The sequence below is a fragment of the Roseomonas rosulenta genome, from assembly GCF_016106005.1.
GTDB classification, from domain to species: Bacteria; Pseudomonadota; Alphaproteobacteria; order Acetobacterales; family Acetobacteraceae; genus Neoroseomonas; species Neoroseomonas rosulenta.
The window spans coordinates 1-12,418 of sequence record NZ_JACADR010000014.1 but is presented as its reverse complement, the minus strand read 5'-3'; the positions used below and the strand labels follow the sequence as shown (position 1 = coordinate 12,418).

Annotated in this window: 16 protein-coding genes; 11 read left to right on the top strand and 5 right to left on the bottom strand. The window is 71.4% G+C overall.

What is annotated here, in order from left to right; all coding sequences use genetic code 11:
- From HW578_RS03930 to HW578_RS03900, 7 genes are read left to right on the top strand one after another with little or no spacing between them, the layout of a single operon-like run.
- Entirely contained in the window at window positions 1-600 is a 600-nt protein-coding gene (locus tag HW578_RS03930; protein ID WP_198369229.1) for a DUF3540 domain-containing protein, read from the top strand.
- Window positions 601-612: 12 nt separating this feature from the next.
- Window positions 613-1,005, top strand: coding sequence for a DUF4150 domain-containing protein (locus HW578_RS03925; RefSeq protein WP_198369228.1), 393 nt, complete (start codon window positions 613-615; stop codon window positions 1,003-1,005).
- 40 nt (window positions 1,006-1,045) lie between these two features.
- Window positions 1,046-1,378, top strand: a complete 333-nt coding sequence (locus HW578_RS03920; RefSeq protein WP_198369248.1) for an ArsR/SmtB family transcription factor — start codon at window positions 1,046-1,048, stop codon at window positions 1,376-1,378.
- Entirely contained in the window at window positions 1,375-1,812 is a 438-nt protein-coding gene (locus tag HW578_RS03915; RefSeq protein WP_198369227.1) for an SRPBCC family protein, read from the top strand. Before HW578_RS03920 ends, HW578_RS03915 begins: the two co-directional genes overlap by 4 nt.
- 14 nt (window positions 1,813-1,826) lie before the next feature.
- Window positions 1,827-2,303 (top strand): DUF1579 domain-containing protein, encoded by a 477-nt coding sequence (locus tag HW578_RS03910; protein WP_198369226.1) that lies wholly within the window; start codon window positions 1,827-1,829, stop codon window positions 2,301-2,303.
- A gap of 16 nt (window positions 2,304-2,319) precedes the next feature.
- A complete protein-coding gene (locus HW578_RS03905; RefSeq protein ID WP_198369225.1) occupies window positions 2,320-3,387 on the top strand; it encodes a WD40/YVTN/BNR-like repeat-containing protein in 1,068 nt (355 codons plus the stop codon).
- A 2-nt stretch (window positions 3,388-3,389) separates the two neighbouring features.
- On the top strand, window positions 3,390-3,653 hold the full coding sequence (locus HW578_RS03900) for a ubiquitin family protein (RefSeq protein WP_198369224.1): 264 nt from the start codon (window positions 3,390-3,392) through the stop codon (window positions 3,651-3,653).
- Window positions 3,654-3,659: 6 nt separating this feature from the next.
- Here HW578_RS03900 and HW578_RS03895 read toward each other — a convergent pair whose 3' ends face one another.
- From HW578_RS03895 to HW578_RS03880, 4 genes are read right to left on the bottom strand one after another with little or no spacing between them, the layout of a single operon-like run.
- Window positions 3,660-4,880, bottom strand: coding sequence for a M20/M25/M40 family metallo-hydrolase (locus HW578_RS03895; RefSeq protein ID WP_198369223.1), 1,221 nt, complete (start codon window positions 4,878-4,880; stop codon window positions 3,660-3,662).
- Window positions 4,877-5,929 carry an adenosine deaminase family protein gene (locus tag HW578_RS03890; RefSeq protein WP_198369222.1) on the bottom strand — a complete coding sequence of 351 codons (1,053 nt, stop codon included), beginning with the start codon at window positions 5,927-5,929 and terminating at the stop codon, window positions 4,877-4,879. Before HW578_RS03890 ends, HW578_RS03895 begins: the two co-directional genes overlap by 4 nt.
- On the bottom strand, window positions 5,926-7,560 hold the full coding sequence (locus HW578_RS03885; RefSeq protein WP_198369221.1) for a gamma-glutamyltransferase family protein: 1,635 nt from the start codon (window positions 7,558-7,560) through the stop codon (window positions 5,926-5,928). The genes HW578_RS03890 and HW578_RS03885 overlap by 4 nt, the downstream gene beginning before the upstream one ends.
- A gap of 2 nt (window positions 7,561-7,562) precedes the next feature.
- A complete protein-coding gene (locus HW578_RS03880; RefSeq protein ID WP_198369220.1) occupies window positions 7,563-8,570 on the bottom strand; it encodes an MBL fold metallo-hydrolase in 1,008 nt (335 codons plus the stop codon).
- Between the two features lie 133 nt (window positions 8,571-8,703).
- Between HW578_RS03880 and HW578_RS03875 the strand changes: the two genes are divergently transcribed.
- From HW578_RS03875 to HW578_RS03865, 3 genes are read left to right on the top strand one after another with little or no spacing between them, the layout of a single operon-like run.
- Entirely contained in the window at window positions 8,704-9,765 is a 1,062-nt protein-coding gene (locus tag HW578_RS03875; protein WP_198369219.1) for an amidohydrolase family protein, read from the top strand.
- Window positions 9,762-10,868, top strand: a complete 1,107-nt coding sequence (locus tag HW578_RS03870; RefSeq protein ID WP_198369218.1) for an amidohydrolase family protein — start codon at window positions 9,762-9,764, stop codon at window positions 10,866-10,868. Before HW578_RS03875 ends, HW578_RS03870 begins: the two co-directional genes overlap by 4 nt.
- Window positions 10,869-10,879: 11 nt before the next feature.
- Window positions 10,880-11,281, top strand: a complete 402-nt coding sequence (locus HW578_RS03865; RefSeq protein WP_369407812.1) for a Rieske (2Fe-2S) protein — start codon at window positions 10,880-10,882, stop codon at window positions 11,279-11,281.
- A 111-nt stretch (window positions 11,282-11,392) separates the two neighbouring features.
- On the opposite strand, the gene HW578_RS03860 is transcribed toward HW578_RS03865, so the two are convergent.
- Window positions 11,393-11,707 (bottom strand): hypothetical protein, encoded by a 315-nt coding sequence (locus HW578_RS03860; protein ID WP_198369216.1) that lies wholly within the window; start codon window positions 11,705-11,707, stop codon window positions 11,393-11,395.
- A gap of 225 nt (window positions 11,708-11,932) precedes the next feature.
- Here HW578_RS03860 and HW578_RS03855 point away from each other — a divergent pair.
- On the top strand, window positions 11,933-12,418 hold a 486-nt coding region (locus tag HW578_RS03855; protein ID WP_198369215.1), incomplete at its 3' end, for a hypothetical protein.

Sequence of the window (12,418 nt, the reverse complement as noted above, 5' to 3'; positions counted from 1 at the left end):
ATGAACGCGATCACCGGCCTCGCGGCCTTTGCAGGGACCTCCAGCAGTACCGCCGAGATCCTGGGACCGGAGGGCGAAGGCTTCGCCCTGCTTCTGGGTGGCCAGCGCGCCTGCGCGCGACGGGCCTTCTCCTGCCTCGTCGAACCCGCGCCGGGCGACCTGGTGCTGGTCGCCGTCGCGGGTGGCGAACGCTACATCCTGGCCGTGCTGGAACGCCGCGGCGATGCACCGCTGTGCCTGCCATTGGCCGAGGGTGCGAGCATCACCGCAACGCCCGGGCGGATCGACGTCGCCACCGGCACCTTCGCGCTCCAGGCCGATGCGGCGCAGGTCGCGGCGACGAAGCTCGGTGTCTTGGCCGGCCGCACGGATGTGCGTCTCGGTGCGGTTCGCCTGGTCGCGGAGGCGATCGAGAGCATGGCCGAGCGCGTCATCGGCCGCTTCCGCCGCAGCTATCGCTTCGTCGAGGAAGGCGAGCACCTGCGCGCCCGCGACATCGACCACCGTGCCAGCGGCCACTTGCACCTGCGCGGCGATACCACCGCCGTGCAGGCCAAGGCGCTGGTGAAGGTGCAGAGCGCACAGATCCACCTCGGCTGAGGGAAACCCGCGATGTTCGCCAATACGCAGATGATGGGCATGGACTTCGCCTTCCCCGACGTGTGCGTGACGCCGGCCGTGCCGCCGGTGCCGATCCCCTATCCGAACATCGCGATGGGGCCGACCGCGATCCCCTCGCAGTTCAACTCGCTGATCCTCGGCGCCCCGATGCACAACATGTCGACCACCATCCCGATGACGAATGGCGATAATGCGGGCGTACTGCTCGGCGTCGCTTCGGGCACGGTGATGGGGCCGTCGCGGCATCTGACGGCAGCCTTCACGATCCTGGTGGGTGGCGCACCCGGCACGCGCCTCACCTCCATGTCGCTTCAGAACAGCACCAACATTCCCGGCTGCCGCGTGGTGCCGAGCCAGACGCTGGTGCTTCTGCTGGCGCCGTAACCGCTTGACCAACGGTGAACCGTACGGTTAAGTGAACCGTATGGTTGACCTACAAGCCGCGGGCCTGGACCGCATCTTCGGCGCGCTCGCGGACCCGACCCGCCGCGCCATCGTCGAGCGCCTCGCCGCATCCGATGCGCTCAGCGTGAGCGAGATCGCCCGCCCGCTGCCCATGTCGCTGCCGGCGGTGATGAAGCACCTCGATGTGCTGGAAGGGGCCGGGCTGCTCGCGCGCAGCAAGGCCGGGCGCACCGTCACCTGCCGCCTGACCGCCGCGCCGATGGAGGACGCCATGGGCTGGCTCGCGCGCTACCAGCGCTTCTGGTCGGAAAGCCTCGACCGCCTGGCCGCCGCGCTGGAGGGCAAGGCATGAACACGGTCATCCCGAGCCTCACGCTGGTGCGCCGCATCAAGGCGCCGCCCGCCAGCGTGTTCGAGGCCTGGACGCGCCCCGAGATCCTGGCGCTGTGGTGGGGCCCGCACCACACCCGGGTGGCCGAGGCCGAGATCGATGCCCGCGCGGGTGGCCGCTTCCGCATCGTGCTGGTCGAGGATACCGGTCCGCGGCACGAGGTCTCGGGCACCTATGCCGAGCTCGTGCCGGAGCAGCGCCTGGTCTTCTCCTGGGCCTGGACCAATGCGCCGGAGCGCGTCTCGCGCGTCACCGTCGCCTTCCGCGCGATCGCGGAGGGCACCGAGGTGACGGTGACGCATGACCGCTTCGCCGACGAAGGCACCGCGACGCGCCATCGCCGCGGCTGGACGGAATCGCTCGACCGCCTGACCGCGCGCTTCGGCAACGCCTGACGAGGAGACGCGGCATGGACCTTCCGCAACCCGGCCCCGAGCATCGCTGGCTCGATCGCCTTGTCGGCACCTGGCGGACCGAGGGCGAATGCGCCGCCCCGCGAGGCGAGGCGCCGGTGCAGATGACCGGCACCGAGCGCGTGCGCAGCCTCGGCGGGTTATGGGTCCTGGCCGAAGGTGAGGGCGCGATGCCCGGCGGTGGCGCGGCGCACAGCCTGATGACGATCGGCTTCGACCCGGCGCAGGGCGTCTTCGTCGGCAACTTCGTCGCGTCGATGATGGCGCATCTCTGGCTCTATCGCGGCACGCTGGCGGGCGACACGCTGACGCTGGATACCGAGGGGCCGGATTTCGGCGGCGACGGCATGGCGGCGTACCAGGACATCATCGCGCTGCAGGGCGACGACGCGCGGACCCTGACATCGCGCATGCGGATGCCGGACGGCACCTGGCAGCAGGTCATGTCGGCGCGCTACCGGCGGATCGGCTGAACGGCGGGAGGAAGCCATGGTCACGCTTCTGGTCGGCACCAAGAAAGGGGCCTTCCTGTTCGAGGGCGACGCCGGGCGGCGCGATTGGACGCTGCGCGGCCCCTTCTGCGACGCCTGGCCGATCAACCACATGATCGCCGACCCGGCGACCGGCACGATCCATGCCGGCGGCGGCAATGAATGGTTCGGCCCGGCGGTCTGGACCACGCATGATCGTGGCGCGACCTGGACACATTCCAGTGCCGGCCTCGCCTATGCGGCCGGCGAGACGCCGATCAGGTCGGTCTGGAGCCTCGCGAAGGGACCGGGCGGGCTCTATGCCGGCGTGGAGCCCGCGGGGCTGTTCCACAGCGCCGATGGCGGCGTCACCTGGACGCATCTGCAGGGGCTTCGCGACCATCCCTCGCGCCCCGAATGGCAGCCGGGCGGCGGCGGGCTGATCCTGCACCACATCCTGCCGCACCCGACCGATGGGCGACGACTGTGGGTGGCAATCTCCACCGGCGGGGTGTTCTGCACGGAAGATGGCGGCGCGACCTGGGAACCGCGCAACCGCGGCACGCGCCAGGACTACGCGCCGGCGGACCAGCGCTACCCGGAGCATGGTCAGTGCGTGCATTCGCTGGTGATGGCGGCCGGCATGCCGGACCGGCTCTACCAGCAGAACCATTGCGGCATGTACCGCAGCGAGGATGCCGGCCGGCAATGGGTCAGCATCGAGGAGGGGCTGCCGTCGAGCTTCGGCTTTCCCGCCGCCGCGCATCCGCGCGATCCCGATACGCTCTTCCTGCTGCCGCTCAACGGCGACACCGCCGGGCGCTTTGTGCCCGAGGCCGCGGCGGCGGTCTGGCGCACCCGCGATGCCGGCGCGACCTGGCAGGCGCTGCGCGAGGGCCTGCCGCAGCGCAACGCCTTCTTCGGCGTGCTGCGCCAGGCCATGACGACCGACCGCCTGACGCCGGCGGGGCTGTATTTCGGCACCAGCAGCGGCGCGCTCTATGCCAGCGCGGATGAAGGCGAGCATTTCGTCTGCATCGCCGAGCACTTGCCCACCATCACCTCGGTCGAGGTGCTGGAGGGGTAGCGATGGCGCGCGTGCTGCTGCCGCAGGCGCTCGTGCGGCTGTTTCCCGGCGCAGCGCGGGCGACGGAGGTCGAGGCGGCCGACGTCGCCGGCGCCATCGCCGCACTCGACGCGCGATGGCCCGGCATGCGCGACCGGCTGTGCGATTCCACGCCGGCGATCCGCCGCCACCTCAACGTCTTCGTCGATGGCGAGAGGGCGACGCTCGCGACGCCGCTGCGCCCGCATGCCGAAATGCTGGTAACGACGGCAATGAGCGGCGGCTGATCCGCCTCAGCCGATCCCTTCCATCCCCGCCAGCGCCAGGATCGCGGCGAGCGTGGTGCGCATGCCGCGCAGGCTCTCGGTCGGCTCGATATCGAGCCATTCCTCTAGCGAATGCGCCCGTCCGCCGCGCCCGCCCGCACCCACCTTCAGCGCCGGGATGCCAAGGCTCATGGGCACATTCGCGTCGGTCGAGGAGAACTCGAAATGCGGCGCATAGCCCTCCGCAGCCACCGCGGCCGCGGCGATCTCGCGGATCGGCGAACCGGGGGGCGTCTCGCCGGCCGGGCGGTCCCCGACACGCGTGATCTCGGCGGTGACCACGCCGGCGGCGGTCGAGCGCGCGGCGTTCTCGGTCGCGACCGCCTGGTCCACGATGGCGAGGAAGCGGCGGTCCAGGCGTTCGAGCTCCGCGGCCGAGGCGGAGCGCAGATCCACTTCGATCGTCACCGCATTGGCGATCGCGTTGATGGAGGTGCCGCCCGAGACCACGCTCACGCAATGCGTGGTCGGCGGATCGGCCGGCACCTCGACCGCGGCGAGCCCCCGCGCCGCCTCGGCCATCGCATACATCGGGTTGACCAGGCCGAAGGCGGAGTAGGAATGCCCGCCCGGCCCGCGGAAGGTCACGCGGTAACGGCGCGAGCCCACCCCGCCCGAGACGATCTGGTCCACCTGCGGGCTGTCCACCGTCAGGAAGGCGCTGATGCGCGGTCGGTGGCGGGATGCTGCGAACAGATGCCGCACGCCGCGCAGATCGCCCAGCCCTTCCTCGCCGACATCGCCCACGAAAAGCAGGTCGTGCCGCGTGCGGATGCCGGCGACGTCTAGCGCGCGGATGAAGGCGAGGTTCACCGCGAGCGACCAGGTGTCGTCGCTGACACCGGGCGCGAACAGCTTCGTCCCCTCGCGCCGCACGCGCACATCGGTGCCGGCGGGGAAGACGGTGTCGAGGTGCGCGGCGACCACCAGCACGTCGCCATTGCCGAAGCCGCGGCGGATGCCCATGACGTTGCCGATCTCGTCCTGCTCGACCTCCTCGAGGCCATGGGCGCGCAGCAAATCGAGATAGGCGGCGGCGCGCTTTTCCTCGCCGAAGGGGGGCGCGGGGATTTCCGTCAGCGTGATGACGTCGGCGACGGTGCGCTCGTGCTCGGCGGCGAGCGTCGCGGCGGCAGCGGCGAAGCGGGCATCGGCGCGGATGGCGGCGATGGTCTCGGTGGCGTTCATGCGGGCAGATCCAGTGCGGCGCGGAGGCGGTCGAACTCCGCGGTGAAGGTGGCGCGCAGGCCGGGCTTGACGGCCTCAGGCAGGAAGGCTGCGTCGATGCCGTTCAGCATGAAGCCGCGCAGTTCGTCCAGCCCGAAGCCGAAATTCTCGACCATCATGGACCAGCAGCGCTGCGGATCGACGCGGTGCAGCGGCGGGTCGTCGGTATTGGGGTGGATGCGCAGCCCCGCCGCCGGCATGCGGCGGATCGGGTGGTCCAGAGCCCAGCGCTCCGGGGCCAGCGTGCGCAGGTAGTAGGAATTGGTCGGCACCACGGTGAAGACGATGCCCCGATCCGCGCAGCGTCGCGTGAGCTCCGGGTTGTCCAGCACGGTGTAGCCATGGTCGATGCGCTCGACGCCGAGCAGGTCCAGTGCGGTCTCGATGTTGCGCCAGTGGCAGCCGAATTCGCCGGCATGGGCGGTGAGGCGGAAGCCGGCGCGCTTCGCCTCGCGATAGGCCTTCCAGAAGGCTTCGGGTGGGCCGTCGGTCTCGCGGTAGTCGATGCCCAGGCCGATGATGCGCTCGCGCCGGTGTGCGGCCATCCAGCCGACCATCTCGACCGCCTCCTCGGGCGTCGCCTCGCGGTCGATGGAGGGGATCAGCAGCGCCGAAATGCCGTGGTCGTGCTTGGCGTCATCGAAGCCAGCCAGGATGGCATCCGCGCCGGCGGCGTAGGGAACGCCGCTGTCGCGCGCCGTGCCGGTCGGGTTCCAGAAGATCTCGGCATGCCGTACGCCCTGCGCCGCCGCATCGGCCAGGTATTCGTAGGTTATGCGGTGCAGGTCCTCGGGCCCGCGCAGGATGCGCTGTTCCAGCGCGCGCAGGATGTGCAGCACGCCCTTCGGTTTCGCATCGCGCCGCGCGAGCTCTGCCACCTCGTCGGGCGTGTAGCCCGCACCCTGGCGGGCCGCCATCTCGGCCAGCGTGTCGAGCCGAATCGCGCCGAGCAGGTGGACATGCAGTTCCACCTTCGGCAGGTCGCGGCAGAATTGCGTGAGCGTCGTCACGCGACCCCCGCCGCATAGCCGTCGCGCTGCGGATCGGCCGCACCTTCCAACACGCCGTCCCACATGGCGATGCCATGCACGCCCGCGAAGGCGTAGGTCGTCGGCACGCGCTTCACGGCATAGCCCTGCGCGGCCAGCGCGGCTTCCGTCGCGCGCGGCACCCGCAGCGAGATGTCCAGTGTCGCGCTGGTCGCACTCACGCGCGGCGCAAGCACCGCTTCCTGGAGGCCCATGCCGAAATCCAGCAGGTTCACCAGCACCTGCGCCAGCGCGACGCCGATCCAGGCCCCGCCTGGCGCGCCCAGCGTCGCGACGGGTGTCGCGCCTTCCATCACGATCAGCGGCGACATCGAGGAATAGCGGCGCTTGCCCGGCGCGATGGACGTCGCCCGCCCGGGCCGCGGGTCGTACCAGTTCATTGCCCCGTTCAGCATGAAGCCGAGCCCCGGCACCACCACGCCCGACGGCACGCCGAGCGTGTGCGTCACACTCACCACCAGCCCATCGGCATCGACGCAGGAGATTGTCGTGGTGCCCTTCGGCTCCCCGCCGACACGCGTGAGGTCGGCGCGTTCGCCCGCGCGAATGCGCGCTGCGGCCGCAGCGGCATGCGCATCGCCCAGCAGCAGGTCGAGCGGTACCGGCACGAAATCCGGATCGCCCACATGGGTGTCATTGTCGATGCCGGCGATCTTCATCGCCTCGGCCAGCACTGCCACCATCGCCGCGCTGTTGTGGCCCATCGGAGGCAGATCGGAATGCTCGAGGATGCGCAGCACCTCGCCCACGAAGACGCCACCGGCCGGCGGCGGCGGCAGCACCAGCGTGCGGCCGCGGTAGGGCACGCGCAGCGGCGCCACCCGGCGCGACCGCACGGCCGCGAGGTCGGCCTCGGTGATCAGCCCGCCATGCGCCGCCATGTCGGCGGCGATACGGCGCGCGATCTCGCCGGTGTAGAAGGCGTCGGCGCCGTCGCGCGCGATGGTGGCGAGGGTCGCAGCCAGTTCGGGATTCACCACGCGATCGCCCGGCCGCTTCGGCGTGCCGTCGGCGCGCAGATACAGCCGCGCGCCATCCTCGGTGAGCTTCAGCTTCTCGGAGGTGTTGACGCGACCATAGGCGGTCTCGTCCATCGCCATCATGGTGTGGACATGCGGGCGCACCATCCAGCCGTCCCGCGAGCAGGCGATGGCGCCCTCGAACAGCGACGACCACGGCATGCGCCCGTGCGCCGCATGGGCATCCGCGAAAGTCCGCAGGATGGACGGCACGGTGACCGCCGTGCGCCCCATCTCGTTGACCGCGCCGCGCAGCACGAAGCCGTAGCCGTCGGCGCATTCTCGCTCGAACAGGTTGGACCACATGTCCGCATGCGCGCCGGCGGGGCAGGGGGACAAGCCGTCGAAGACCACCTGCGTGCCGGTGCGCGGGTCGTGCAGCGTGATGACGCCGAGGCCACCTATGCCGCACATCATCGGATCGACCACGCCCTGCGTCAGCGCGCAGGCGACCACCGCGTCCATCGCGTTGCCGCCGGCGGCGAGCACCGCCGTACCTGCCTCCACCGCCTCGGGCTGCGGGGCAACGATCATGGCGCGCGGCGCCGGGATGCGGCGGGCGGGACGCGGCATGTCTATTTCCTCCCCCAGGCGATGACGCCATCGGCATCGGGCAGGCGCTCCACGCGCCCCATGGCTTCCAGGCGACGCAGATGCGCCAGCATCTCGCCCAGCCCGAAGCCGAGGTTGCGCTGGTCGAGCGGCCGGCGGAACAGCGCGGGCAGCAGCGCATGCGCGGTGGCCGGCGCGCGGCAGGCATCCTCCAGCGCCGAGAGCCGATCGTCGTGATGCGTCACCAGCGCATCGAGCCGCGAATGCAGCGGCCTGAACGGCGCGCCATGCGAGGGCAGCACCAGCGTATCCTCCGGCAATGCGCGGAAGCGTTCGAGCGTGGCGAGGAAGGCGCCGAGCGGATCGGCCATCGGCTCCCCGGCATGCAGCCCCACATAGGGCGAGATGCGCGGCAGCACCTGGTCGGCGGCGATCAGCACCCGCGCTTCCTCGCAATAAAGGCAGGCCATGTCGGGCGCGTGCCCCTGGCCGGTCAGCACGCGCCAGTCCCGCCCGCCGATGCGCAGCACCTCGCCATCGGAAATGGCGGCGAAGGCGCGCGGCAGCGGCGCGACGGCGCGGACGTACAGCGCGCCGCGGCCGCGCAGGAAGGCGCAGTATTCGGCCGGCGCACCGGCGATGCGCGCGAACTCCGCCTGATGCTCGATCATCTCGGGATCGGTGTCGAACCACAGGCTGCGCGCCTGCAGCCATTCGATGCGCGTCATCATGGGCGTGAGGCCGTGCCCGGCCGCCAGCCATCCCATCAGCCCGGCATGGTCTGGGTGGAAATGCGTGACCAGCAGGCCGGTCAGCGGGCGATTGCCGAACGCCTCGCCGGCCAGCGCGGCCCGCCAGTGACCGCGCGTCTCGTCATTGGCGATGGCGGCGTCGATGGCGAGCCATCCCCCGCCATCCTCCAGCAGCCAGACATTCACGTCATGCGGCGGGAAGGGCAGGGGGAAGCGCAGCCAGCGCAGGCCCGGGATGATCTCGCGGGCCTGGCCGGGCGGGGGTGGTTCGATCTGCATGCGGGGCCAGGGTGGCGCGGCGCGCCGGGGGGCTCAACCCCGCCTGCGGCATGGCTGTCCGGCGCCCCATTGCCGCGCGCGCCGAACCGGCCGAACCTGCGCGCCGCGCGACCAGGCAAGGCGCGGAGGAAACGTGACCGAGGCCGCCATAGACTGCGACCTGCACCCGCATGTGCCGGGTGTGGCGACGCTGCTGCCCTACATGGACGACCACTGGCGCCATACGCTGGTGGAGCGGGGGATCGAATCCCTCGAGAGCGCATCCTACCCGCCGAACGCGCCGACCACCGCGCGCGCCGACTGGCGCGGGCCGAAGGGCCAGCCGCCCTCCAGCGTGGCGCAGCTGCAATCCCAGGCGCTGGACCGCTGGGGGGCCGCGGCCGGCATCCTGAACCCGCTGTTTCCCGCGCAATTGCCGTTCTCGCGCGACATCTCGGCGGCCATGGCGCGGGCGGTGAACGACTGGATCCGCGCCGAATGGCTCGACCGCGACGCGCGCCTGCGCGCCTCGATCCTGCTGCCCAACGGCATCGAGGAGGCGGTGGCGGAGATCGAACGCCTCGCCCCAGACCACCGCTTCGTGCAGGGCATGGTGCTCTGCATGGGCGAGATCCCGCTGGGGCGGCGCGAATGGTGGCCGGTCCATGCCGCGCTGGAGCGCCACGGCCTGCCGCTTGGCATTCATGCCGGCAGCGCCTGGCGGCATCCGCCGACCTCGGTCGGCTGGCCGTCCTGGCATGTCGAGGAATACACCTCGAACGTCTACGGCTTCCAGGCGAGCCTCGCCTCGCTGCTCACCGAGGGCGTGTTCAACAAGCACCCGGGCCTCAAGGTCGTGCTGATCGAATCCGGCGTGACCTGGCTGCCGGGCTTCCTGTGGCGCCTGACCAAGGCCTGGAAGGGCGTGCGCTTCGAGATCCCCTGGGTGGACCGCCCGCCGGCCGAGATCGTGCGCGACCAGGTGCGCCTGACCATCCGCCCCTTCGACGCGCCGGAGGATGCCGGCACGATCGAACGCCTGATGGACCACCTGCGCTCGGACGAGATGCTGCTCTGGGCGACCGACTGGCCGCATGCGCATTTCGAGGGCGACGCCATCCTGCCGCCCGGCCTGCCCGCGGCGCTGCTGCCGAAGATCATGGTGGAGAACCCGCGCGCGACGTATTCTCGCCTGCGGGAAGGAGCCAGCGCATGAACCTCGTTCGCCCCATCGCGGCGCCCGGTCGCCCGGCAGCCGCCACGCTCGGCCTGGTCGATTGCGACATCCACCCGCGGGTGCGCGACCTGTCGGAGTTCCGGCCCTTCCTGAGTGAGGCCGCCTGGCATCGCCTCGCCACCTACGGCATCCATGCGCGGCACGGCTTTGCCAAGGGCTACCCCTTCCCCAAGGCGGCGCCGCTGGCCTGCCGGCGCGACGCCTGGCCGCCGGGCGGCGGGCCGCCCGCCTCGGACCTGCCCTTCCTGCAGCAGCAGCTGCTCGATCAGCACGGCATCGACGTGGGCGTGCTGAACCCGCTGCAGCCCTCGGGCCAGGGCGACGTGAACGACGGGATGTCTATCGCGCTGACGCGCGCGGTGAACGAATGGCAGGTCGAGCACTGGCTGCGCCACGAGCCGCGCCTGCGCGGTTCGATCGTTGTGCCCTACGAGGACGGCGCGGCCGCGGCGGCCGAGATCCGCCACTGGGCCGGCGACGACCGCTTCTGCCAGGTGCTGCTGATGAGCCGCACGTCTGAACCCCTCGGCCGCGCGCGCTACTGGCCGATCTGGCAGGCGGCGGCGGAAGTCGGGCTGCCGGTTGGCATCCACGCCTTCGGATATTCGGGCCATGCCATGACGAATGGCGGCTGGCCCTCATTCTATGTCGAGGAAGTACAGGAACACGCGACCAGCGCGCAGGCGCAGGTGGCCTCCATGGTGGTCGAGGGCATCTTCGACCGCTTCGCGGGCCTGCGCGTGCTGATGATCGAATGCGGCTTCGCCTGGATGCCACCGCTCGCCTGGCGGCTCGATGGCGCCTGGAAGCGGCTGCGCGACGAGGTGCCGCACCTCACCCGTGCACCCAGCGACATCATGCGCGAGCACGTCTATGTCTCGACCCAGCCGATCGAGGAGCCGGAGCGGCCGGAGCACCTGCTCGACACCATGGGCTGGATCGGCTGGGACCGGATCCTGTTCGCCTCCGACTATCCGCACTGGGATTTCGACGACCCGCGCCTCGCGATCCCGTCCTTCATCCCCGAGGCGAAGCGCGCCGCGATCTATGGCGGCAACGCGCGCGCGCTCTATCGCATCTGATGGCACGGCACGTGGTCGCATCCGTGGCGGAGATCCCGCCCGGTGCACGCAGGGTAGTGGAGGCGGCGGGCAAGCGCATCGTCGTGTTCAACCTCGATGGTGATTTCTTCGCCCTGCTGGACCGCTGCCCGCACCAGGGCGGGCCGCTGTCGGGCGGGCTGCAATGCGGGCTGACGCTGTCGGACGTGCCGGGCACCTATCGCTTCTCGCGCGCCGGGGAGTTCCTGCGCTGCCCCTGGCACCAGTGGGAATTCGACATCCGCACGGGGAAATCCTGGTTCGACCCGCGGCGGGTGAAGGTTCGGCCCTTCCCTGCGCATGTCGAACCTGGCGCGGCGCTGGTCGAAGGCCCGCATCGCGCCGAGACGTTTCCAGTCAGCGTCGAGGACAGCTACGTCGTCGTCGAGGCGTGAGCCTCGCCAGCGAGGTTGGAGGCGTGAGCCTCGCCAACGAGGCTGCACGCGTGAGCTCCGCCAGGAAGGGTGGAGGCGACACCCTCGCAAGCAGGAGGCGACGCTTGAGCCTCAGCAACCGTGCAGGCGCCGGCAGGCCAGCCAGCGCTGGAAGCATTGCTGCATGCAGCCTGCGCGATCGGTGGGCGTGAAGGCGGGGGCGCCCGGGTTCGGGCTCCATAACGGCGGGCAGGCGACCTGGCAGGCGCCCTGCTGGCTGAGGCAGGCGTTGGCAAGCTGCGCCGGACAGCGATCGCCGGGCGCGGCGGCGGGGCCCGGAGGCGCCGCAGGGGCCTGTTGGGCCAGCGGCGGCGGCTTCGCCGTGGGCAGCGGCTGGGCCAGCGCCGGCGGGGCCAGGACCAGGGAAAGCAGGATCGCGCGTATCATGTCGATGGCCCTCCTTCGCGGCGCGCAGGCTCGTGCGTGCCGCCATCGGGGGTCAAGCACGGCGGCGCGGCGTGAACCGCTTCACGGACGCCACCCCTTGCGCTGTCGCAAGGTGACCCCCGCCACGGCAACGCCATTCTCGCGCGCCATGCTGGCTTCTACAGTCGATCGCGACGCGGGACTCGGCCGCGCCGCCGCAGCATTCCGCCCGGAGCCGACAAGACCATGGCGAGCCCGCGCTTCATCCTGAAGACCGACCTCCAGGGGCTGGAGCCGGTCGCCATAGGCGGCGCCGCTGTGCTCGACGCCGATTCGCGGCTGCGCGCGCTGCTCGGCCCGGACCGCGCGGCGCTGTTCGCCGAACCCGTGGTGACCTGGGGCAATGGCCGCAACGCCGGCTCGGTCTCCTGGTATGCCGAGGCGGCGGGCGACCCGGTGCCGCTAGCGGCGCTGCCGCCGGCGCGGCGCGCCGCGATGGAGCAGCGCCTGGCGGCCGAGCTTGCGGCGCTGGCGCCCTTGATGTCAGATCCGCTGTTGCGCGGCGCGCTGGTGCTCGCGGGCCCGGACTCGATCCTCGCCATCGAGGACCGGCCCGTGCTGACCGGCTGGGGCCTCGCGCCAGCGGGCGCGCTGCGGGACCCGGCGTCCCGCCTGCAGCATCTGCGGGGCGTCTATGGCGCGGCGCTGCCGCCGGCGCTGGCCGCGGAAGGC

Excerpts from the sequence above, each read along its gene's own strand:
- HW578_RS03930 (WP_198369229.1), top strand. The coding sequence starts at position 1 with ATGAACGCGATCACCGGCCTCGCGGCCTTTGCAGGGACCTCCAGCAGT.
- HW578_RS03925 (WP_198369228.1), top strand. The coding sequence starts at position 613 with ATGTTCGCCAATACGCAGATGATGGGCATGGACTTCGCCTTCCCCGAC.
- HW578_RS03920 (WP_198369248.1), top strand. The coding sequence starts at position 1,046 with ATGGTTGACCTACAAGCCGCGGGCCTGGACCGCATCTTCGGCGCGCTC.
- HW578_RS03915 (WP_198369227.1), top strand. The coding sequence starts at position 1,375 with ATGAACACGGTCATCCCGAGCCTCACGCTGGTGCGCCGCATCAAGGCG.
- HW578_RS03910 (WP_198369226.1), top strand. The coding sequence starts at position 1,827 with ATGGACCTTCCGCAACCCGGCCCCGAGCATCGCTGGCTCGATCGCCTT.
- HW578_RS03905 (WP_198369225.1), top strand. The coding sequence starts at position 2,320 with ATGGTCACGCTTCTGGTCGGCACCAAGAAAGGGGCCTTCCTGTTCGAG.
- HW578_RS03900 (WP_198369224.1), top strand. The coding sequence starts at position 3,390 with ATGGCGCGCGTGCTGCTGCCGCAGGCGCTCGTGCGGCTGTTTCCCGGC.
- HW578_RS03895 (WP_198369223.1), bottom strand. The coding sequence starts at position 4,880 with ATGAACGCCACCGAGACCATCGCCGCCATCCGCGCCGATGCCCGCTTC.
- HW578_RS03885 (WP_198369221.1), bottom strand. The coding sequence starts at position 7,560 with ATGCCGCGTCCCGCCCGCCGCATCCCGGCGCCGCGCGCCATGATCGTT.
- HW578_RS03880 (WP_198369220.1), bottom strand. The coding sequence starts at position 8,570 with ATGCAGATCGAACCACCCCCGCCCGGCCAGGCCCGCGAGATCATCCCG.
- HW578_RS03870 (WP_198369218.1), top strand. The coding sequence starts at position 9,762 with ATGAACCTCGTTCGCCCCATCGCGGCGCCCGGTCGCCCGGCAGCCGCC.
- HW578_RS03860 (WP_198369216.1), bottom strand. The coding sequence starts at position 11,707 with ATGATACGCGCGATCCTGCTTTCCCTGGTCCTGGCCCCGCCGGCGCTG.